At 60.1% G+C, this 20,759-nt stretch carries 23 protein-coding genes and 1 tRNA gene; 7 read left to right on the top strand and 17 right to left on the bottom strand.

Going from position 1 to position 20,759, the window contains the following annotated elements; translation table 11 throughout:
* Positions 1-146: 146 nt before the first annotated feature.
* From ACPF7Z_RS14665 to ACPF7Z_RS14645, 5 genes are read right to left on the bottom strand one after another with little or no spacing between them, the layout of a single operon-like run.
* Positions 147-854, bottom strand: a complete 708-nt coding sequence (locus tag ACPF7Z_RS14665) for an alpha/beta fold hydrolase (protein WP_425193993.1) — start codon at positions 852-854, stop codon at positions 147-149.
* Positions 851-2,032, bottom strand: a complete 1,182-nt coding sequence (gene bioF, locus ACPF7Z_RS14660) for an 8-amino-7-oxononanoate synthase (RefSeq protein WP_425193992.1) — start codon at positions 2,030-2,032, stop codon at positions 851-853. The genes ACPF7Z_RS14665 and bioF overlap by 4 nt, the downstream gene beginning before the upstream one ends.
* A complete protein-coding gene (gene bioB, locus ACPF7Z_RS14655) occupies positions 2,016-3,065 on the bottom strand; it encodes a biotin synthase BioB (RefSeq protein ID WP_425193991.1) in 1,050 nt (349 codons plus the stop codon). The genes bioF and bioB overlap by 17 nt, the downstream gene beginning before the upstream one ends.
* Positions 3,066-3,122: 57 nt before the next feature.
* On the bottom strand, positions 3,123-3,518 hold the full coding sequence (locus tag ACPF7Z_RS14650) for a Lin0512 family protein (protein WP_425193990.1): 396 nt from the start codon (positions 3,516-3,518) through the stop codon (positions 3,123-3,125).
* Positions 3,511-3,864: a Lin0512 family protein gene (locus tag ACPF7Z_RS14645; protein WP_425193989.1), complete on the bottom strand. Its 354-nt coding sequence runs from the start codon at positions 3,862-3,864 to the stop codon at positions 3,511-3,513. Before ACPF7Z_RS14645 ends, ACPF7Z_RS14650 begins: the two co-directional genes overlap by 8 nt.
* Before the next feature lie 125 nt (positions 3,865-3,989).
* Between ACPF7Z_RS14645 and ACPF7Z_RS14640 the strand changes: the two genes are divergently transcribed.
* Entirely contained in the window at positions 3,990-5,798 is a 1,809-nt protein-coding gene (locus ACPF7Z_RS14640) for an aminopeptidase P family protein (protein WP_425193988.1), read from the top strand.
* 130 nt (positions 5,799-5,928) lie between these two features.
* Here the strand turns inward: ACPF7Z_RS14640 and ACPF7Z_RS14635 are convergent, their stop codons facing one another.
* The 3 genes from ACPF7Z_RS14635 to ACPF7Z_RS14625 all read right to left on the bottom strand — a co-directional run bounded on the left by ACPF7Z_RS14635 (position 5,929) and on the right by ACPF7Z_RS14625 (position 9,065).
* Positions 5,929-6,786 (bottom strand): alpha/beta fold hydrolase, encoded by an 858-nt coding sequence (locus ACPF7Z_RS14635; RefSeq protein WP_425193987.1) that lies wholly within the window; start codon positions 6,784-6,786, stop codon positions 5,929-5,931.
* A 171-nt stretch (positions 6,787-6,957) separates the two neighbouring features.
* On the bottom strand, positions 6,958-7,395 hold the full coding sequence (locus tag ACPF7Z_RS14630) for a BLUF domain-containing protein (protein WP_425193986.1): 438 nt from the start codon (positions 7,393-7,395) through the stop codon (positions 6,958-6,960).
* 14 nt (positions 7,396-7,409) lie between these two features.
* Positions 7,410-9,065 (bottom strand): EAL domain-containing protein, encoded by a 1,656-nt coding sequence (locus tag ACPF7Z_RS14625; protein WP_425193985.1) that lies wholly within the window; start codon positions 9,063-9,065, stop codon positions 7,410-7,412.
* 210 nt (positions 9,066-9,275) lie between these two features.
* Between ACPF7Z_RS14625 and ACPF7Z_RS14620 the strand changes: the two genes are divergently transcribed.
* Both ACPF7Z_RS14620 and ACPF7Z_RS14615 read left to right on the top strand, forming a co-directional pair.
* Positions 9,276-9,824: an NADPH-dependent FMN reductase gene (locus ACPF7Z_RS14620; RefSeq protein WP_425193984.1), complete on the top strand. Its 549-nt coding sequence runs from the start codon at positions 9,276-9,278 to the stop codon at positions 9,822-9,824.
* A gap of 157 nt (positions 9,825-9,981) precedes the next feature.
* Complete coding sequence (locus tag ACPF7Z_RS14615; protein ID WP_425193983.1) at positions 9,982-10,125, top strand: hypothetical protein; 144 nt, start codon at positions 9,982-9,984, stop codon at positions 10,123-10,125.
* A 100-nt stretch (positions 10,126-10,225) separates the two neighbouring features.
* On the opposite strand, the gene ACPF7Z_RS14610 is transcribed toward ACPF7Z_RS14615, so the two are convergent.
* Positions 10,226-10,302 (bottom strand) — tRNA-Arg (locus tag ACPF7Z_RS14610).
* A gap of 217 nt (positions 10,303-10,519) precedes the next feature.
* On the opposite strand from ACPF7Z_RS14610, the gene ACPF7Z_RS14605 reads away from it, so the two are divergent.
* A complete protein-coding gene (locus ACPF7Z_RS14605) occupies positions 10,520-11,461 on the top strand; it encodes a c-type cytochrome (RefSeq protein WP_425193982.1) in 942 nt (313 codons plus the stop codon).
* Between the two features lie 90 nt (positions 11,462-11,551).
* Here the strand turns inward: ACPF7Z_RS14605 and rep are convergent, their stop codons facing one another.
* From rep to pyrE, 5 genes are all read right to left on the bottom strand, one after another.
* Positions 11,552-13,609 (bottom strand): DNA helicase Rep, encoded by a 2,058-nt coding sequence (gene rep / locus ACPF7Z_RS14600; protein ID WP_425193981.1) that lies wholly within the window; start codon positions 13,607-13,609, stop codon positions 11,552-11,554.
* 4 nt (positions 13,610-13,613) lie between these two features.
* Positions 13,614-14,087, bottom strand: coding sequence for a tRNA (uridine(34)/cytosine(34)/5-carboxymethylaminomethyluridine(34)-2'-O)-methyltransferase TrmL (gene trmL / locus ACPF7Z_RS14595; protein ID WP_425193980.1), 474 nt, complete (start codon positions 14,085-14,087; stop codon positions 13,614-13,616).
* 30 nt (positions 14,088-14,117) lie between these two features.
* A complete protein-coding gene (locus ACPF7Z_RS14590) occupies positions 14,118-14,672 on the bottom strand; it encodes a YfaZ family outer membrane protein (protein WP_425193979.1) in 555 nt (184 codons plus the stop codon).
* 204 nt (positions 14,673-14,876) lie between these two features.
* Positions 14,877-15,431, bottom strand: coding sequence for a YfaZ family outer membrane protein (locus ACPF7Z_RS14585; RefSeq protein WP_425193978.1), 555 nt, complete (start codon positions 15,429-15,431; stop codon positions 14,877-14,879).
* A gap of 72 nt (positions 15,432-15,503) precedes the next feature.
* Complete coding sequence (gene pyrE, locus ACPF7Z_RS14580; RefSeq protein ID WP_425193997.1) at positions 15,504-16,169, bottom strand: orotate phosphoribosyltransferase; 666 nt, start codon at positions 16,167-16,169, stop codon at positions 15,504-15,506.
* Between the two features lie 103 nt (positions 16,170-16,272).
* Here pyrE and ACPF7Z_RS14575 point away from each other — a divergent pair, with 103 nt between their 5' ends.
* The gene (locus ACPF7Z_RS14575; protein WP_425193977.1) at positions 16,273-17,040 is read left to right on the top strand and encodes an exodeoxyribonuclease III; all 768 of its coding nucleotides are present in this window, start codon (positions 16,273-16,275) and stop codon (positions 17,038-17,040) included.
* An 83-nt stretch (positions 17,041-17,123) separates the two neighbouring features.
* On the opposite strand, the gene rph is transcribed toward ACPF7Z_RS14575, so the two are convergent.
* A complete protein-coding gene (gene rph, locus ACPF7Z_RS14570; RefSeq protein WP_425193976.1) occupies positions 17,124-17,858 on the bottom strand; it encodes a ribonuclease PH in 735 nt (244 codons plus the stop codon).
* 146 nt (positions 17,859-18,004) lie between these two features.
* Between rph and ACPF7Z_RS14565 the strand changes: the two genes are divergently transcribed.
* Both ACPF7Z_RS14565 and ACPF7Z_RS14560 read left to right on the top strand, forming a co-directional pair.
* Entirely contained in the window at positions 18,005-18,868 is an 864-nt protein-coding gene (locus ACPF7Z_RS14565) for a YicC/YloC family endoribonuclease (protein ID WP_425193975.1), read from the top strand.
* A gap of 5 nt (positions 18,869-18,873) precedes the next feature.
* The gene (locus ACPF7Z_RS14560) at positions 18,874-19,710 is read left to right on the top strand and encodes a DUF3883 domain-containing protein (RefSeq protein ID WP_425193974.1); all 837 of its coding nucleotides are present in this window, start codon (positions 18,874-18,876) and stop codon (positions 19,708-19,710) included.
* Positions 19,711-20,163: 453 nt separating this feature from the next.
* On the opposite strand, the gene ACPF7Z_RS14555 is transcribed toward ACPF7Z_RS14560, so the two are convergent.
* Positions 20,164-20,436: a HigA family addiction module antitoxin gene (locus ACPF7Z_RS14555; protein ID WP_425193996.1), complete on the bottom strand. Its 273-nt coding sequence runs from the start codon at positions 20,434-20,436 to the stop codon at positions 20,164-20,166.
* A gap of 69 nt (positions 20,437-20,505) precedes the next feature.
* Positions 20,506-20,613, bottom strand: a complete 108-nt coding sequence (locus ACPF7Z_RS14550) for a type II toxin-antitoxin system RelE/ParE family toxin (protein WP_425193973.1) — start codon at positions 20,611-20,613, stop codon at positions 20,506-20,508.
* Between the last annotated feature and the right edge of the window lie 146 nt (positions 20,614-20,759).

Here is a 20,759-nt window from a genome sequence, read left to right as displayed (position 1 = left end):
CTTTGGCAGCAGCGGCCACAGCGTTTCGCCCAGGGCCGCCTGGGCGCCGGCCCGTTCCAGGTAGCGCGGCGCGGCCCGGGAGAAGGCCCGAGCCACCTGCTGGCGCCAGCGCTGAGCTTCGTCACCGGGCCGTGGGAGCGGAGCGTTCATGGCGCGTCCTCGCCATCGAAGGCCATCAGCGCCGCCGCCAGCGCCTCGGGCCGAGAAAGCTGCGGGCAGTGCCCCGCACCGGGCAGGCAAACCGCGGCGTCGCGCCGGGTGGTCGCGTCCAGCAAGAGGTCATTCTCGCCGGTCAGGGTCAGGATGGGGCAGGGCGGCGCCGCCAGCTGCCGGGACACGCCGAGACATTCCAGCCAGTCGAGCCCCGCCAGCAGGGTGGCGGTATCGACGCCGGGGCGGGAACCGATCAGCGACGTCAGCCGCTGGCGACAACGCGGCGGGTCCGGCTCACCGGCGAGCTGCCAGCCCACAAAACGCTGCCAGGCGGCGCAAGGGTCGCGTTTCACCGCCCGGCGAAAGGCCCTGAGCGCCGCCGGGGTGACGCCGTCCGCCATGCAGAAACGCGCCCCCATGCCCAGCATGACGATGCCGCGCGGGGCGGGTAGGTAGTCGAGCAGACGCACCGCCAGCAGCGCCCCCAGGGACCAGCCGACCCAGATGGCCTCCGGGGATAGCGCCGGGGCCATGCGCTCGGCCAGAGTTTCCAGACTCAAGGGATCATCCAGGGGCGCCTCGGCGCCGTAGCCCGGCCAGTCCGGGGCAGTGGTCGCCGCGCCGGCGGGCCAGTGGGGCGCCAGGGGCTGCCAAATGCGCGCATCGATTCCCCAGCCGGAGAGCAGTACCCATTGGGTCATGGCCCGCCCTCTTCCCGGCTTTCTTCCCGGGCCAGTTCTGCCAGGGCGTCGAGCAGGCCATCGATCCGGGCCGGTTCATGAGCGGCGCTCAGGGTAATGCGCAGCCGCGCCTGGCCGCGGGGCACCGTCGGCGCACGAATCGCCCCCACCATGAACCCCTTGGCCCGCAACGCCTCGGCCCAGCGCAGCGTGCGCTCGCTGTCGCCCAGCAGCAGCGGCTGGATGGGAGTCGTCGAGGGCAGCAGCTCGAGTCCCAGGGCTTCGGCACCGGCCCGCAAGCGGGCAATATGGGCACGTAACCGGGCACGGCGCTCCGGCTCGGCATCGAGAATGTCCAGGGCCGCCAGGGTGGCGGCACTCGTTCCCGGCGGCTCCGCAGTGGTGTAGATGGCGCTGCGGGCGAACTGCACGAGATGCTCGATCAGAAGCTCGCTGCCCGCCACGAAGGCGCCGGCGCTGCCCAGGGCCTTGCCCAGGGTGCCCACCAGGATGGGCACGTCGTCCACGCCCTGGGCGCGCCCCACGCAGCCATCGCCGTGTTCGCCGAGCACCCCCAGACCGTGGGCGTCGTCGATCATCAGCCAGGCCTCATGGCGCCGGCACAGGGCCGCGAGGCCCGCCACGTCGGCGATATCGCCATCCATGCTGAACACGCCGTCGCTGACTACCAGGCGCGGCGTTGCCGGATCGGCGCGTCCCAGCAGCCGGGTCAAGTCGTCGAGGTCGCGATGATGAAAGCGCCGCGACGGCGCCCCCGCCAGTCGGGTGCCGTCGAGCAGCGAGGCGTGATTGAGTCGGTCCTGAAAGACCGGCGTGGCAGCGTCGCACAGCGCCTGCAGTACCCCCAGGTTGGCCAGATAGCCGCTGGAGAACAGCAGCGCCCGGGGGCGACCCACCAGGGCCGCCAGCCGTTCTTCCAGTCGGCGATGGATGTCGAGATGACCGCTGACCAGCTGCGACGCTCGGGCACCGGCGCCGTAGCGCCGGGTGGCGGAAGCCGCGGCCTCCGCCAGGCGCGGATCGCCGGCGAGGCCGAGATAGTCGTTGCCGGCAAAATCAACAGTGGCCTCGCGGCAATGCACCCGGCGCCGGCGCCACAGGCCCGCCTCGTCCTGGGCGCGCTGACGCATCGCCAGCCGCCGGGGCCAGCTGGCGACGGGCTCAGCGCTGGGCGGCATCGTAGTACGGCGTCTCGGCGAAAGTTTCGGACATGACGGCTGGGGCCGCGTGCTGGATTGCCGGCGCGTCGTCGAGGGTGCGCGTCTCGAAGCGGATGCCCAGCCGGGCAAGCAGCGCCCGGTCCCGCTCCGCCTGGGGATTGGCGGTGGTCAGCAGCCGGTCGCCGTAGAAGATCGAGTTGGCACCGGCGAGAAAGGCCAGGGCCTGGGTGGGTTCGCTCATTTCTTCGCGCCCGGCGGACAGGCGCACGTGACTTCGCGGCATCAGGATGCGGGCCACGGCGATGGCGCGCACAAACTCGAATGGGTCGAGATCCTCGGCGTCTTCCAGCGGCGTGCCCGGCACCTTGACCAGCTGATTGATGGGTACGGACTCCGGATGCGGGTCGAGAGTGGCGAGCTGCTGCAGCAATGCGGCCCGGTCCCGCGGCGCCTCGCCCATGCCGAGAATGCCGCCGCTGCACACCTTCATGCCCGCTTGGCGCACATTGCCCAGCGTCTCGAGGCGATCGGCATAGGTGCGAGTGGTGATGATCTCGCCGTAATACTCCGGCGAGGTATCCAGATTGTGATTGTAGTAATCGAGCCCCGCTTCGGCGAGTTGACCGGCCTGCTCGGGGGCGAGCATGCCCAGGGTCATGCAGGTCTCGAGACCCAGCGCCTTGACCCGGCGCACCATCTCCAGCACCGCCGGCAGATCCCGCGCCGTCGGACTGCGCCAGGCCGCGCCCATGCAGAAACGACTGGCCCCGGCCTCTCTGGCCGCCTCGGCCTGGGCGATTACCGCCTCGATTTCCAGCAGTTTTTCCTTATCGAGCCCGGTGGCGTAGTGCCCGGACTGAGGGCAGTACTTGCAGTCTTCCGGGCAGGCACCGGTCTTGATCGACAGCAGGGTCGAGACCTGCACCTGGTTGGCATCGAAATGCTGCCGGTGCATCTGCTGAGCCTGAAACAACAGATCGTTGAAAGGCAAGGCGAACAGCGCCTCGATCTCGTCGAGACGCCAATCGTGGCGAAGTGTAGGCTCGTGCATTGTTAACCTGAAACGTTTGACTAGGTTAACAGACGCTAAAGCGCTCAATAACCGGTGTCAATCCTGCTCGCTCAGCCGCCACTCCTTCGCCATGTCCGGCAGGAAGGCTTCCACCGCCGCGGTGGCGACGATATGGGTCGTGTCCTGTTCCGGGTCGTCGATATCGAGCCCGCCCTTGACCGCAGTGACCTCGGCCCGCCCCCGGGGCAGCTGTGCCGCCAGGACGTCCGTATCCACCTTGTCCGGTTCCTGCACGCCGATGGTGACCTGCACCCGCATCAGGCTGTGGTCATAGCCCAGGGACTTGAACAGCACGATGGAGGAGTGATGCAGGGCATCCTGAATCGCTCGGATGGCGGCCTTGGTGTAGTCGCCGCCGTAAAGATCGTTACCGGTGCCCATCTCGAGGATGACGCGCTTTTCGCTTGCTTGTTTATCCATTTGTTCAGGCATGAGCCGGCTCCATGTCGAATGAAACCTTGAGGGCGACATTGGCAATTACGGTGACGCCACTTCCATCGGGTCGTGGCACATCGAGCCCGCCCAGAACCACGTTGATCGACGGCTGACCGTAAGGAAACAGTGCCTTCAGGGCGCTCTCATCCACCGCCTCGGGCTTTTGCACTCCCACCTCCACGTCGATGATCATGGCGGTCTTGGGAAAGTCGAAAAGCTCCGCCACGTTCAGCGAGTTATGCCATAGCGCATCGCGAATCGCCCGCGCCGCCGCCTCGGTATAGTCCTCTCGACGCAGAGAGGTGCCCATGCCGAACTCTGTTACCACGCGCTTTTTGGTCATTTGTCGCTCCGTTCGGTTTCGCATGAATTCCTTATTCCGTAATGTCGGGCTTTCAGGACGCTTACGCAAGAACATGACTGCTACAATGCGCATTTGCTGATTTCACGCCGGCCTGGAGTTTTCTCATGTCCCATTCAACCTCTTTCTCTCCCGCCGAACGTCTGGCTGCTCTGCGCGAGGTCATGCGCCAACACGCCATCGACGCCTGGTGGCTGCCCTCCTCCGATCCGCACAGTTCCGAATACCTGCCGGAGCATTGGGAAGGCCGGGCCTGGCTGTCCGGCTTCGATGGCTCCGTGGGCATTCTGACCATCACCCAGGACGTCGCCGGACTATGGGTGGATAGCCGCTACTGGGTTCAGGCCGAGCAGCAGCTCGAAGGCAGCGGTATCGAGCTCAAGAAGCTGCAGCAAGGCCAGGCCCAGGCACCCATCGAGTGGCTGGCAGAGCAATTGCCCCAAGGCGCAACGCTTGGCTTCGATGCGGATGTGGTGTCCCTGGCCAATGCCCGACGCATGGAAGAGATGCTGTTACCTCGAGGCGTCAAGCTGCACAGCGACCTGGATCTACTGGACATGATCTGGCCAAACCGCCCGGCACTGCCCCAGGCATCAGTCTACGAACATCCCCGCGAGTATGTAACGGGGACCCGCCACGAACGCCTGGCCGAGCTGCGCAAGGCACTCAGAGAATCCAGTGCCGACTGGCATCTACTCTCGACCCTCGACGACATCGCCTGGCTGACCCAGCTGCGTGGTTCGGACGTAGATTTCAACCCGGTATTTCTCGCTCACATGCTGATCGGTCATGACAGCGCCACGCTCTTTATAGCCCCGGGCAAGCTGAAAGACGACCTGGCCGAGATGCTGCGCAATGACGGCATCGACATCGCCGATTACGATCAGTGGAAGGTGCATCTGGCGAAGCTGCCGGTCCAGGATCGAGTGCTGCTCGACGGCGCCAAGGTGAGCCTGGCCACTGCTCAGGCGCTGCCCGAGAGCATGACGCTTTATGACGGCATTCAGCCCACCACGCTTACCAAGAGTCGCAAGAGCGAAAGCGACATTGCCCATGTGCGCCGTACCATGGAAGAGGACGGTGCGGCGCTATGCGAGTTCTTCGCCGAATTCGAGGCGGCGCTTGAGCGGGGCGAGACGCCCACGGAGCTTGATGTGGATGAGCGGCTGACCGCCCAGCGGGCCAAGCGCGAAGGCTTCGTGTGTCAAAGCTTCGGCACCATCGCCGCCTTCAATGAGAACGGTGCCCTGCCCCATTATCACGCCACGGACAAGGCACACGCCACCATCCAGGGCGATGGCTTGCTGCTGATCGATTCCGGCGGTCAGTACTACGGCGGCACCACGGACATCACCCGAGTCATTCCCATCGGCGAGATCAGCGCTACCCAGCGCGAGGACTTCACCCGGGTGCTCAAGGGCACCATCGCGCTGTCTCGCACTCACTATCCGGAAGGCATTGCCTCGCCCAAGCTCGACGCCATCGCTCGGGCGCCGCTATGGTCAACGGGGCGGGACTACGGTCACGGCACCGGCCACGGCGTGGGGTATTTCCTCAACGTTCACGAAGGCCCCCAGGTGATTGCCTACTCCGCCACGGCCACCGAGCACAACACCATGCGCGAAGGCATGATCACCTCCATCGAACCGGGGGTCTATCGCCCCGGTAAATGGGGCGTGCGCATCGAGAACCTGGTGGTCAATCGTCACGCGCCGGAGAGCGAGTTCGGCGAGTTCCTGCACTTCGAGACCCTGACCCTTTGTCCCATCGACACCCGCTGTATCGACCGTGACCTGCTCGATCAATCGGAAATCGATTGGTTGAATACCTACCACAAGGAAGTGCGTGAGCGGCTTGCGCCCAAGCTCTCCCAAGAGGCCCGCTCTTGGCTGGAGGAGCGTACCAAGGCCATCTAAGGAACCACTGCATACGAGCGCCGGCAATTGCTGGCGCTTTTTCGCATTACCTAGGGTCGGGAACGGTCTATCTGATATATGGGAAAGGGCTCATGCTACAGGCCTCTTGGCATCCCTTGGCTGGCATTCTTCAGTACCGCAGAAAATCCAGAAGAGCCTGAGCTAACGTCTCGGGCGCCTCCTCTGCCATGTGATGCCCACAGTCGATGCCGTGACCGATTAGCGATGTTGTCCAGGGCTTCCAGACTTCCAGCACATCGCCATACAGTCGTTCGAGATCATCTTGCAGCGACCATAGAACCAGCGTGGGGCAGCGAATACGTCTACCTTGTTGCCGATCCTGCTCGTCGTGCTGACGATCTATGCCCACGCCGGCTCGATAATCCTCGAGCATGCCATGGACAGTGTCGGGATCATGAATCGCTTTTTGGAAGTCCGCGTATGCGCTCTGCCCCATCTGCTCGGGCGTGCCTGCATACCAGGCATCGGGGTCGGACAGGATGGCGCGTTCCGGCTTTTCTGGCTGAGCGAAGAAAAACCAATGCCACCATTCGGTGGCAAATCGAGAGTCACATCTTTCCAGTGCTTCGAGAATAGGCACGCCGTCGAGCAGGGCTACGCGGCTTATGCAATCGGGATGGTCCATGGCCGTGCGGAACGCCGTATAGCTACCTCGATCGTGACCAACGATGGCGAACCGATCAAAGCCGAGATACTGCATGAGTGCGATACAGTCCCGCGCCTTGGCCCGCTTTGACGATCCACTATGATCGGCAGTATCAGCGGGTTTCGAAGATTGCCCGAAGCCCCGTAAGTCGGGACAGACGACCGTATGATGTTTGGCCAGCAGCGGGGCCACCCGGTGCCAGGTTGCATGTGTTCGAGGATGTCCGTGCAGAAGCAACACTGGAGAGCCCGTGCCACCGTATCGCACTCGAAGCGACGCCTCAGGAAGCTCGACTGTCTCTAGTTTGAATTCTTCGAACACACCATCACCTTCTGAATCAGCCACCCCTAATCCAGCGTCTGCACGCCGCCGCCGTTGACAATGGCTACCTTGCCCTGCAGGTCAAGTAGTGCATCCGTCTTCATCATTCGATCGTCCACAGCGTGACGTGAGTGTGGGCTACCCTAGCCGCTTACTCAACTCCTTGCCGACTCATGCCCGCTCGGCTTCCTCCAGATGGGTGCGTAGCAGCCGAAACACCTGCTCTCCATCGAGTATCGAAAAATCCAAGCCAGACTTCTCATTGAAGCCGGCAAATTGCTCGATACTCTGAGCATTCTGACCGACATACGCCATATCCCAGTTCGAGAAAAACCGCTCGTCAATCTGATCGAAGGCCAACACGCTGACCTTACAATGGCGCGGATCGCACTGAATACGCTCGAAGGTGTCCTGAATCTTGTCGTGCGCTCCTTCCAGCACCTGAGCGAAGCAGCCGGTGTTGAACATCAAAGCGCCGGTGACCCCCGCTTGGTGATTGTGACGTCGCGAGACCTCGAGAATGCCGCTGATCTCTTCCTGCAACTGGCTGTCGTTGCCGGTGATGTTATTGCGACTCAGATAGACGAGCCGGTAAAGCGTCTTGTCCACGGTTATTGGCTCCTTCAATCATAAGATGGGGTACAGGAAGCCGGTTGCAACGAGCGCAGGAAGTGCTCGATGGTCTCCGGCTCCATCGGTTTGGCGATGTAATAGCCTTGTGCGGTGGTGCATCCACCGCGCGAGAGTTCCGCGTATTGATCAGGTGTTTCGACACCTTCGGCGATGGTCATCATGCCCAGGCTCGAACCCATTGCCAGAATGGCCTCCATCAATGCCTTAGAGCGTGGCGATGGCTCCGCCTGGATGAAGGATTTGTCGATCTTGAGTTTGGTGAAAGGGAAACTGCTGAGATGGCTCAAGGACGAATATCCGGTACCGAAATCGTCCATGGCGATGCCGACCCCCATCGTCTTGATGGCCCATAGGCTCTGCATCACCGCATCGGAATTACTCATCAATGTGCTTTCGGTAATTTCGATTTCCAGGCGTTCAGGCGCCAAGCCACTTGCCTCCAGCGCCTCGCGCACGACGGCAACGATGCGATCGTCCTCGAACTGAATCGGCGACACATTCACCGCCACGCTGAGTCCGCTTTCCCAGGTAGCCGCCTGCTGACAGGCAGTACGCATTACCCATTCACCAATGGCATGAATCTCGCCAAGCTCCTCGGCCAAGGGAATGAACTCCACGGGAGAGACCCGCCCACGCGTCGGGTGATCCCATCGAATCAGGGCTTCGAAACCGCTGATGCTATCGTCCGAAATGGATTGCTGTGGTTGATACAGCAGCGAGAATTGGCGTAGCCCCAGGGCGCGGCGCAGATCTTGTTCGAGATTGCGACGCTCGAGGGCGCGATATTCAAGATCCGCCTCGAAGAAGCAGTAGCGGGATCGCCCCAGGCGTTTGGCCTCGTAAAGCGCCAGATCCGCATGCTTGAGTAGATCAGATGGCTCCTGGGTACCCTGGCCCAGCATCGCAATACCGATACTCACACCACTGTTGACCTGATGGCCATCGATCAGGAAAGGCCGGTGCAGAAGCTCGACGAGCCGCTCGGCAATCGCCTGGGCACCCTCGGGCTGTTTATCCTGGGCTTGCAGTATGACGAACTCGTCGCCCCCCAGTCGGATCAGGGTATCCTCGCTGCGTATTGCCGATCGCATGCGCTTGGCGGCAAGAACCAATAAGGTGTCGCCCGCCGCGTGGCCCAGGGTATCGTTGACCTGCTTGAAACGATCTAGATCGAGCAAAACGATCGCTACCGCGTCATCCTCTGGCGCTCGCGCCCTCAAACGTTCGATGTAATCTTCATACACCGTCCGGTTGCCCAGACCCGTCAAGGCATCGAGCGGGGCAATGACACTTCGAGGTGCATCCTCCAACGCTGGCCAATCACTGGCCAGAACGATACGCCGGCTGGAGTGACGCGCATCGAGATAGAATGTCGTGGTGCGATCTCTGCCGACAGACAGGGCCAATGTAGACGGCTCAGGGTTCAGTAACTGCTTTTCTAGGGTAAGACGCTGCTGCTCGTCGGTACTGCGCATCCAGGCAGATAAAAGAGATGTACCCATTAACACAGCGGAGTCGGCAATATTGAGCCGCGTGGCAAATGCCGGATTCGCGTGAATCACGACACCCTGCTCATCGACAATGGCCACGCCCGTCGATGATATTTCAATGCTGTCATAGAGTTCTGCTCGACCATCTGTCTCCATCACGCTTACCCCATAGAGCTATCCATTGCGACAGCGTCGCTTGTGCGACAAATATCGGCGGGAATGGGGGTTTCTTGAGGAGTCGGTCAGGAACACAGCCTACTCACTCAGATACCATGCGGCCCTGGCCCACGTGCGCGGTACGTCGATCTGCTATGGTGAAACCGACGTATACGATGATCGACATTCATAGGCGTGGGAGAAGACTCAATGAAAATACTGGGTATCAGTGGCAGCCTGAGAAAGGCTTCCTACAACACCCATCTGCTTGAAGCGGCCCGGGAGGCGATCGGCAGCGCCGCGACGTTCGCAACCTTCGACATAGGCGGTATACCGCATTACCACGGCGATCAGGATGGAGAGGAAAAGCCGCCATCGGTGCAAAAATTGAAGGATGATATTGCCAGCGCGGATGGCGTGGTGATCGCAACGCCGGAATACAACTACAGCCTACCCGGTGTGCTTAAGAATGCCATCGACTGGGCCTCGCGACCCGCCTTCAAGTCAGTGCTGAAAGACAAGCCCATCATCGTCCTGAGCGCCTCGATGAGCGCGACCGGCGGCGCAAGAGCCCAGGTTCATCTGCGTGACATCCTGGCCGGGGTATTGGCGCCGGTGTTCGCCGCTCCGGATTTCCTCGTGCCCACCGCTCAAAACAAGTTCGACGACGACGGCAAGCTCACTGACACGCCCACACAAGAAATGCTGCAAAAACGCATGGACAGCTATCTTGAATGGGTACGCCGCCTGTCATCCTGAAGGGCCGCCATCCGCCGTTATCCAGTCGCGCAACTTCGCGGATTCACGGACGAACTCACCGCATCACCTCCGCCCCGACACTACCGAGAGCTTGACTCACCCAATCATCTCCTCCACATAGTGAGAGGGAAGGACAAAACATCGACAGGAGGTACTGATGAAGCGCTATATCTTTGCGGCTGTGGCCAACTGGCTCAGAAAGCCCGAGAACCGGGAAAAAGCAAAACATCATGCGAGACAAGCCTGGAGCCAGTACCAAAACCGTAAACGGGGACCAAATAACGATGGCAACCGAAGATGAAGATGCCGCAGGCCCTGCGTACGTCCTTCATCTGCCATTGCCCTCAACAAAAAACCGCCGCTCGGCATGACCCGTAAGCGGCGGTTTTTGCTATTTTTTTTGGCCCGCCCTATAGGATTCGAACCTATGACCTTTGCCTCCGGAGGGCAACGCTCTATCCAGCTGAGCTAAGGGCGGATACTGCGACATGAGCGCGCAGTCAACGCGCAGTATCCTACGCGTCTGCCCGCTTTCTGTCCAGCCAGTACCGGTACCAGCCAGGGCGCGGCTCGACATGCTGCCTCACAGCATGATTTCGTACATTTTCTTGCCCGCTCGGATGCCGCTATACTGGCCTCCTTCGCGCCTTGGCGTCGAGCCGATTTTACTGACAGGACCGCAAGAGGTGGTGAGAGTGAAATTCAAGAAACTGATCGTGGGGACTCTGGCCACTCTTGGCCTGGTCGCAGGGGTGGCATCAGCCCAGGATGCCAGCATGTCCAAGGAATCCATCGCAGAGCGACTCAAGCCGGTGGGTGAGCTATGCCTGCAGGGCGAGGATTGCGGCGGTGCTGCACCGGCGGCGGCCGCTAGTGGTGGTGGCAGCGACGGCAAGTCCGGTGAAGAGATCTATGGCAGCGTGTGTATGGCCTGCCACGATACCGGTGCTGCCGGTGCACCTGTCCGCGGTGATGAGGCTGCCTGGTCTGAGCGGACGTCCAAGGGCTTCGACACTCTGCTGTCCCATTCCATCAATGGCTTCAACGCCATGCCGGCCCGGGGCGGCAATCCCGATCTATCCGATGAAGAAATGCGTGCCGCCACGGCCTACATGGTCGAACCCGTAATGGAAGTGCCTGCTCAGGAGGGTGGAAGTGAGCAAGCTGCTGCCGAAGGTGGCGAACAAGCTGCCGCTGACGACAGCGGTGCGAATGCACAGGAAGCACAGCAGAGCACGGCCCAGAGCGATGTCAGCGCAGAGACTTCAGCGGATGCCGGCCAGCAGGAACAGCAGCAGGCCATGGCCCAGAACGACGCCGATAGCGAGCAGGACGCGAGCGCCGATCAAGGCGGCGCAACCGAGACAGCCGCTGCAAGCGCCGGCGGCTCCGACCTGCCCGGCGCGGACAAGATCGGTACCTGTGTGGCGTGTCACGGCCAGGACGGACACGGCACCTCGCCGATGTATCCCAATCTCGCCGGACAAAATGACACTTATCTGGCAAATGCCTTGAAGGCCTACCGTGCCGGTGAGCGCGAGGGCGGCATGTCCTCGGTCATGACGCCGATGGCAGCGGCGCTTTCCGACGAAGACATCGTCGATATTGCAGAGTACTACAGTCAGCAAACGCCCTGACCCTACACAAGCCCAGCAAAACTTCTAGGCTTGGATCAAGCCTCGGTTGCCAGAAATGGTACCCGAGGCTTGTGCATCATCAGAGGTTGACTATCCCAACAAGGAGCGCAGCCCGGCGATAGCATCCTTGCCGCGGGCCTGTTTCTTGTCCGGGTCTTCCTTGTCGGCGCGCCCTTCCCACTCCAGATCCTCCGCTGGGAGCTCGTCCAGGAAGCGACTCGGCGTGCAATCCATCAACTCGCCATAGGCCTTACGTTGTCTCGCTAACGTCAGGGTCAGGGTGCGTCGGGCGCGAGTGATGCCCACATAGGCCAGGCGGCGCTCCTCTTCAACCGTGCCGGCCTCGATGGAGTTTCGATGCGGCAGCAGTTCTTCTTCCAATCCCATCAGATACACATGCGGGAACTCCAGGCCTTTGGAAGCATGCATGGTCAAAAGTTGTACCCGGTCTGAGTCATCTTCCTCCGCCTGCTGCTCGAGGATATCGCGCAGCACTAGCCTGGAAATCGCCGACTCGACGTCATCGGTCTCCTCGCTCACTTCATTGTCACCGGCATCCCGCTCCATGGACTTCTCGAGCTGATCGATCAGAATCCAGACGTTGGCCATGCGTCGCTCGGCGATGGTCGGGGCGCTGGCATTCTGGTACAGCCAGGACTCGTAATCCATGTCGCGCACCATCTCGCGAATCGCCGCGATGGCATCGCCTTGGTCCATGCGCTTGCGCACGCCGTCGATGAAATGTACGAAACGGCCCAGGCGCTCCACGGCCCGCGTCGACAAAATCTGCTCGAGTCCCAGTTCGTGACAGGCGGCGAACAGCGATACGCCGCGCCCGGTGGCCTGGTCGTTGGCATAATTGGCGAGCTTCTCCAGGGTCCCGGGACCGATCTCGCGACGCGGCACGTTGACGATGCGCAGGAAGGCATTGTCGTCGCCGGGATTGATCAACAGGCGCAGATAGGCCATGGCATCCTTGATCTCGTTACGCGAGAAGAAGGAGGTGCCGCCGGAAAGCTTGTAGGGAATCTGGTAGTGCTGCAGCTTGAGTTCGAGCAGCCGGGCCTGAAAGTTGCCCCGGTAGAGCACCGCGAAGTCCCGCCACTCGGCAGACTCCTTGATGCGCCGAGTAAGAATTTCACTGGCCACTCGCTCCGCTTCCGCCTCTTCGTGGCGATTGACGACGATGCGAATCGGGTCCCCCGGCCCCATATCCGACCATAGGGTCTTCTCATACACGTGGGGGTTGTTGGCAATCAGCGTATTGGCGGCGCGCAGGATCACTCCAGTGGAGCGATAATTCTGCTCCAGTTTGATCACGCGCAGGCGCGCGAAATCCTCACCCAGCGTCACCAGGTTTTCAGGGCGTGCGCCGCGCCAGGCGTAGATCGACTGATCGTCGTCGCCGACCACGGTGAAGGTGGCACGCTCCTCCATCAGCAGTTTGACCAGCAAATATTGGCTGACGTTGGTGTCCTGGTACTCGTCCACCAGCATGTAGTGAATGCGTTTGCGCCACCGGGATAGTGCCTCCGGATCGCTCTGCAGGAGCACTACAGGCAGCAAGATCAGATCGTCGAAATCGACGGCGTTATAGGCCTTCAGATGACGGTTGTAAGCCTCGTAAAGCCGCGCGGCATACTGCTCATCTTCATCCGAAGCGTGGGACAACGCCTGGCTTGGCATCACCAGATCGTTCTTCCAGGTGGAGATCTGGCTCTGCACACGGTTGATCTGATCCGCATCGACCTGGGCGTCCTTCTGCATCAGATCGCGCAGCAGTGCCTTGGCATCCTCCGGGTCGAACAGAGAGAAGCCGGGCTTGTAACCCAGTGTCTTGAGTTCGCTACGGATGATGTTCAAACCAAGGGTATGGAAGGTCGAGACCGTCAAGCCATGGCCCTCACGCCCTTGGAGCAATTGCCCGACGCGCTCCTTCATTTCCCGGGCGGCCTTGTTGGTGAAGGTCACCGCCGCTATCTTGCGCGCACTCATCCCGCATTCCTGGACCAGATAAGCTATCTTGGTGGTGATCACGCTGGTCTTGCCCGAACCGGCGCCGGCCAGCACCAGGCAGGGGCCATCGATGTAGCGCACGGCTTCCTGCTGGCGAGGATTGAGCTTGGCGAGACGTTGCTTGATGGACATGGCGTTACTCAGGATCGACTGCGCCGGAAAAACCGAGTTGGCGCCAGGCCTCAAAGACGATGACGGCACAGGCGTTGGATAAATTCAGGCTGCGGCTGTCGGGCAGCATGGGAATGCGCAGACGCTGCTCGAGCGGCAGACCATCGAGCATGGCCTGGGGCAAGCCGCGGGTCTCAGGACCGAATACCAGGGCATCTCCAGAGCGATAAGCCGGCTCGTGATAACCGGTGCGTCCCCGGGTAGAAACGGCGAAGACTCGTGATGGTGCGGTGTCTCGCAGGAAAGCCGCCCAATCTCCATGCACCCGGACTCGCGCCCACTCATGATAGTCCAGCCCAGCCCGACGCAGGCGCTTATCGTCGAGGGTAAAACCCAGTGGTTCGATCAGGTGCAGACGAAAGCCGGTATTGGCACACAACCGGATTAAATTACCGGTGTTGGGTGGAATCTCGGGTTCGAAGAGCACCACATCAAGCATGGCAATACCGGATAAGAACGCACTCGTCGATCAAAAGGTCAGCCGCAGACCAGCCAGGGCTCCACTATCCAGGGTGCGATCGCCGGAACGATTGTCGAATTCCGCCTTGACCCGGCGATAGCCGACATAGGCATCGACATTGCGCACGACTTGGTAGCGCGCCCGCAGGCCATACTCGAGGCTATCCTCGAGATCCTGAGTGGACACCACACCCGGGGTATAGAAGCCATAGCCGCCCAGGGAGAGACGCGGCAAAGAAGGCACGTAGACATAGCCATAACCACCCAGACCCAGACCTCCGCCATCGCCATAGTCGGTGTCATACTGGCTCCAGCGCACGCCGACGCCGATGTCATAGTCGCGAGTGGTTTCGGTACCCAGTAGCTGAGCATGCAGTGCGGTAACATCTTCATTATCGTCGCTGCTCAGAAGACCGCCGCCCAGCTCGATGTTGCGCGTGAGGCTGCCATTGGCCTCGAACTGGACCGCGTCACTGTTGAGGTTCAGATCAAGATTGCCGGCCTGAGCCGCGATACTGCCTAAGGCCAAAAGAGTGGCGCTCGTCAGTATCCATAGCGTTTTCATATATAGTGTCCTTGAAACGTGAATCTTTTAATCAGGTGAGATGTCATGGCACCCGATACGTACATATGATTGCCCCATACTTCTGAGGCTTTTTATCGGCGTCTACCTCGCGATACTCCAGGATTCAAGCGCAATATTGCGAATCATGTCGGCGCCTTGATGGGCGCCGACGATAACGTGCGTTGAAAGTCCAGGGGCATCGGTTCAAAAGCCGGCACTGATGCCGAGCACCGGACCACTGTCGAGCGTCTCACCCCCACGATCATCGAAGTCGGTGCGATAGTAACGATACCCACCGTAGACGTAGGTCTGTGCGAAGAGTTCGACCCGCGCCTGGGCGCCGTATTCGTAGCTCTTTTCGACATCGCCGTGACTAAGTCCCTCCGGGGTGTAGAAACCATAGCCGCCTATCGAGGTCAATGGAATCGGTGTATCGACAAAGGCTGAGCCTCCGAGACCAAGGCCGCCGCCATCACCGTAATCGGAGTCCAGGTATTGATAGCGTCCGCCCAGCGAGAGGTCGATGCCCGGCAGATAGGGCGAGAACATCAAGGAGGCGTTATAGACATCGACATCGCCCCCGCTATCGTCGGAGGTAAAGTAGCCCACACCGGCGCGCAGGGTCGGCAGGATCCTCTGGCTGACATCGACTCCATAGGCATCGCCACTGGCATTGGCAGAGACGCTGAGCGCCATGGCCGAGTGGCTGGCAAGCAGAGCAACGCTGGCCGTGAGTGCAAAAAAGAATGGCTTGAACATGAGAGGTCCCCCTCGCAGTTGAATAACGTGACGCTCCGATCACCTGGAGCCGTTAGCAGCATGGCCGACCCTTCAATCGACCCGCGCAACACCGTATTCGCGACGATAGGCGCGAATCGCATCGGCATGTCCGGCAAGTGCATCACCGGCGTGCTCTTCGAGATATTCCAGCACCTGATCGAGATTGACGATACTGATTACCGGCATATGATAGCGCGTCTCGACATTCTGAATGGCGCTATGGGCCTCACTGTTCTGGCCACGCTCCTGACGATCCAGCGCGATGATCACTCCGGCAGCCTGGGCACCAGCGGCATCAATCAGTTGCATGACTTCGCCGATGGCCGTTCCAGCGGTGATCACATCGTCTATGATCAGAATACGCCCCTCGAGCTCGGCGCCAATGATGTTGCCGCCTTCGCCGTGACCCTTGGCTTCCTTACGATTGAAGGCGAAAGGCAGGTCGCGATCATGATGGTCGGCCAGGGCGATAGCGGTGGCGGACGCCAGAGAAATCCCCTTATAGGCCGGACCGAACAACACATCGGCCTTGATGTCACTATCGATGATCGCTTGGGCGTAGAAGCGTCCCAACCGGGCCAGCGCCGCGCCGCTGCGAAACAGGCCGGCGTTGAAAAAATAGGGGCTGACGCGGCCGGATTTCAGGGTGAATTCACCAAATTTGAGCACGCCCTGCTCGATGGCAAAGGCAATGAACTCTCGTTGATACGCTTGCATATGACCGCTCACGAGCCTTCCTGTCATAGAGATTGATTAGCGCTATTTACCCAAACGTCTAAAGCTCGGGTATGATACACGCGCGACGAAAAAGGGACCATGTATGAAAATCGCTAGCATCAACGTCAATGGAATTCGCGAAGCGGTCGAGCGAGGCTTCCTCGATTGGCTCGACGAACAGGATGCCGACGTCGTCTGCGTGCAGAACCTGAAGGCCAAAAGCTTCGAGCTCGATGACAGCATTCTCTACCCTTCCGGCTACGAGGGCTACTTCCTCGATGCCGAGCAGGATGGTTTCTCGGGCGTCGGCCTCTACTGCCGCAAGATTCCCAAGGCCATCATGTACGGCCTGGGCTTCGAGCAGTGCGATGTTGAGGCACGCTTTCTACAGGCCGATTATGACCGCTTCAGCATCGCCAGCTTCCTGATGCCCGATGGCAGCGACCAAGCCGCCAAGCAGGCCTTCATGGGCCAGTATCAGGACTACCTGGGCAAGATGGCGCGCAAGCGTCGTGAGTACATTATCTGCGGCACCTGGCATATCGCTCACAAGACCCTGGACCTGGCCAATTGGGCGGATAACCAGACGACGCCGGGCTTCAAGCCGGAAGAGCGCGCCTGGATGGATCAGGTGTTCGGGCCCATTGGCTTCATCGACACCTTCCGCGAGATCAACCGCGATGCCGGAGAGTACACTTGGTGGCCCAAGCTCGACCAGGATGTGCCACGTGGTCGTCAGGAAGGCTGGCGCATCGACTATCAGCTGGTCGGACCCAACTTCCGCCGTCACGTGGTGGACGCCTGGATCGATTACGACGCGACCTTCTCGGAGTTCGCCCCGCTGATCGTCGAGTACGACCTCGAGCTGTAGCCACGGCTTTTCGTCGTGCTAAACAAGACGCCGGCTTATGAGCCGGCATTCTACGTTCGCTTGGATAAGATCAAACGACGAAATCAGCTACGCAACCCCAGCGCCTCGCGCTGATGCTCGAACAGCTCGGCGCCGGCCTTTTCGGCCAGATCGAGCATGGCATCGAGTTCGGCCCGGGAGAAGGCCGTCGTCTCCGCGGTGCCCTGCACCTCGATCAATCCGCCACTTTCCGTCATCACCACGTTCATGTCCGTCTGGGCACCGCTATCTTCGGGATAATCCAGATCCACCACCGGCGTGCCACGAAGCATACCCACCGAGACCGAGCTGACCAGTTCCTTGAACGGATCGCCCTTGATCAGCTTTTCGCGCTGCAGATAGCGGATGGCGTCGATCAGTGCCACGCAACCGCCGGTGATCGAAGCGGTGCGGGTGCCACCATCGGCCTGGATCACATCGCAATCGACAGTGATGGTATATTCCCCCAGCTTCTTGAGATTCACCGCCGCCCGTAGCGAACGACCAATCAGACGCTGAATTTCCAACGTGCGGCCGCCCTGCTTGCCACGCGTTGCCTCGCGACCGCCCCGGGTATGAGTCGCTCGAGGCAGCATGCCGTATTCGGCAGTGATCCAGCCCTGGCCTTTACCGCGTAACCAGCGGGGAACACCCGCCTCGACACTGGCATTACACAGCACCTTGGTGTCACCGAAGGCAACCAGCACCGAGCCCTCCGCATGACGGGTGTAGTCTCGGGTCAGGGTGATGTGGCGAGTCTGGTCGGGCTGGCGTCCACTGGGGCGTCTGACTGCGTGCATAATTCCTCTGAGCGTTTCACTGGAAAGCGTTGCGCCATTCTACACGTCAGCCCTGCTTGAATCCGTTACACTCGATGCTTTATTCATTGCAAGCCGGTTGCAGGATCAGTGATACCTGCGTAAGTCGCCTTATTCAAGGAGCACGCATGGCCTACAGCATGACCGCCTTCACCCGTCAGACCCGGGAAGCCACTTGGGGTAGCCTGCAACTGGAACTGCGCTCGGTGAACCAGCGCTATCTGGAGCCACACTTCCGTCTGCCGGACGCTCTGCGCGATCTCGAGCCCCTCTTTCGCGACGCCCTGCGCAATCGTCTGGCCCGAGGCAAGGTGGAATGCACCTTGCGCTTCGACCCCGCCGCCAGTGGCGAGTCTCTCACCGTCAACCGCTCTCGCCTGGTGGAACTCGCCCGCGCTTTGCAGGACATTCGTGCCGAAGTACCCGAGGCGCCGATTCCCGATGCCCTGGCGCTGCTGGATCATCCCGGCGTGGTCGAGACTCATGGGGCCGATTTAGATGCGGTCAAGAAAGAAGCCAACGCCCTGTTCGAGGCAGCACTTTCCGATCTGATCGCCGGACGTGCCCGGGAAGGTGAGCACTTGGCTGAGCTGATTGGCCAGCGTCTAGAGGGCGTACGCATTCAAGTCGCTGAAGTGCGTGCCCTGCTACCCTCGATACTCGAGCGTCAACGCGCCCAGCTCACGGAACGCCTGGCCACCCTCAAGGCCGACCTCGACCCCCAGCGCCTAGAATCCGAAATCGCCCTGCTCGCCCAGAAGGCGGACGTCGACGAAGAGCTCGACCGCCTCGAAACCCACGTCATCGAAGTCGAGCGCCAGCTCACGCAAAAAGGCCCGGTCGGACGCCGCCTGGACTTTCTGATGCAGGAACTCAACCGCGAAGCCAATACGCTATCCTCCAAGTCGGTCGTCGCCGAAAGCACCCGCTGCGCGGTGGAATTGAAGGTACTGATCGAGCAGATGCGGGAGCAGATTCAAAATATTGAGTGAAAGCTATGAGCCGTGGAATTTCCTGGTCTACTGACGAAATCGAGGCCACCGTCGACACTTACCGACAGATGTTAATCGCTGAATTGGGCAACCAGCGCTACAACAAGGCTGAACTCAATCGAGCATTGGCCTCTCGCTTGTCGAAGCGCTCTAGGACAGCTATCGAGTATAAGCATCAGAATATTAGTGCCGTTTTGCGTGACGCTAACTGCCCCTATGTGGCGGGCTATAAGCCAATGGGAAATTACCAAGCATTGCTGGCTACGATCGTCGAACGACGGCTATTGCAAAGTGAGCTTTTCGATCAAGCAGCCCGCCTGGCTACCGACCGCCCGACAATCGATGCATCAGTCGATGCTCTCGATGGAGTGGTTGTCCCACCGCCCTCGACAAGTCCCGGCACTCGAGAAGCACCGGGGCGCTACACTATCACGTGTGATTATCTAGCCCGCGAGACGCGTAATCGCACCTTAGGCGACGCGGGCGAACGATTCGTACTAGCTTATGAACAACATCGTCTAGATACGCAAGGCTTTCCTGAATTGGCCAGGGCAGTAGAGCACGTTGCCGAGACTAAAGGTGATGGCCTCGGTTTCGATATTCGCTCATTTGGCAATGATGGTCGTGAACGCTGGATTGAGGTAAAAACCACTGCTTTTGCTAAGGAGTGCGCTTTTTTTGTCACGCCCAACGAGCTGGAGTGTTCGCGCCAGTATCCATCTCGCTATTACTTGTACCGCCTTTTCAACTTCCGTGAACGACCGCAAATGTTCTATTTACAAGGCGACCTTAACGATCAATTGTGGCTTCAACCCGACAGCTACCGAGCAGGGATACGCTAAAATCCCTTGCTTACCGACCTTTTGGCAGAACACAGATACATTAAGGTCGTCTCGCTCATCTGCGTCTCCGGCTGGCGTCCCCTGGTAGCCGCTGCGCTGCTCGTTGTCTTCATAGCGGTCGGCCCCACACCGTACGATGACTTCGTACTCCCTCAACTCCTGGAACAGGAGACCAGGGTTCGCGCAGGATGTTTTGAGATGCTTCCTTGTTTGAGCAACATAGCGCTCAAAAATTAGAAAAACCTATAATTGTGCGCATCTTCCTGCTCTCGACATCAAACATACCGCACTACCATCGGATACTTGGCGTGAACCTTGTCGATTTCCTCGCAGAGGTGGCGTAGGAATAGGTTGATCTTCCGATTGTCACTGCCCAGTTCGCTATCATGCAGCCTGTAAGGAAAGCGAAGATCAAAACGCAGCACCAATACGCGCTCGCAGTGGTTCAGCCCGTTACCCTACTATCGCCTTTGCATGGACGACGTGAGGCTTAATTCGTTTCACATTCTTTGCCTCTTGCTCGCATGCATTGTGGCGCACGTCCCAGAGCTCGACCGTATGTTGAATGTTCAGCCAGAATTCCGGGGTGTTACCAAGCGCTGCAGCCAATTTAATCGCCATGGGGGCCGTCAGGGTCCCCTTATCATGCACAAGTCGGCTCAGGGTATTTCTGTGAACACCCATGACTGCAGCCAGTTCACTGATCTCGATATGCATCGGTTCCAGAAATTCTGGTCACCAGCATTTGGCCAACCGTCACCGGACCACGTTTTGTATCCCTCATAATCTCCTCCGCTAGCCCTCATACACATGAGGGTCTAGATAAGTATCCTGGGCGACACCACCCTCCCAGCGAAAAATAAGCCGGTATTGCTTGTTCACCCGGATGGAGCACCATGGCATCCTTTCATCATCGTGCCGTCCACTGTCTCACAGTTCAGCTTTAACATCGTGATGAACCCCGACAACACGGAAGGCCTTTACGAGGTCGTCATACAAGAGCCCTTTGCACTCGATCCCCGCCTCAATTCTCCGCAGCCATAAGAAGG

This window comes from Halomonas sp. GXIMD04776, from assembly GCF_049808615.1.
Lineage (GTDB): Bacteria > Pseudomonadota > Gammaproteobacteria > Pseudomonadales > Halomonadaceae > Modicisalibacter.
This window is presented reverse-complemented; position numbering and strand designations above follow the sequence as displayed.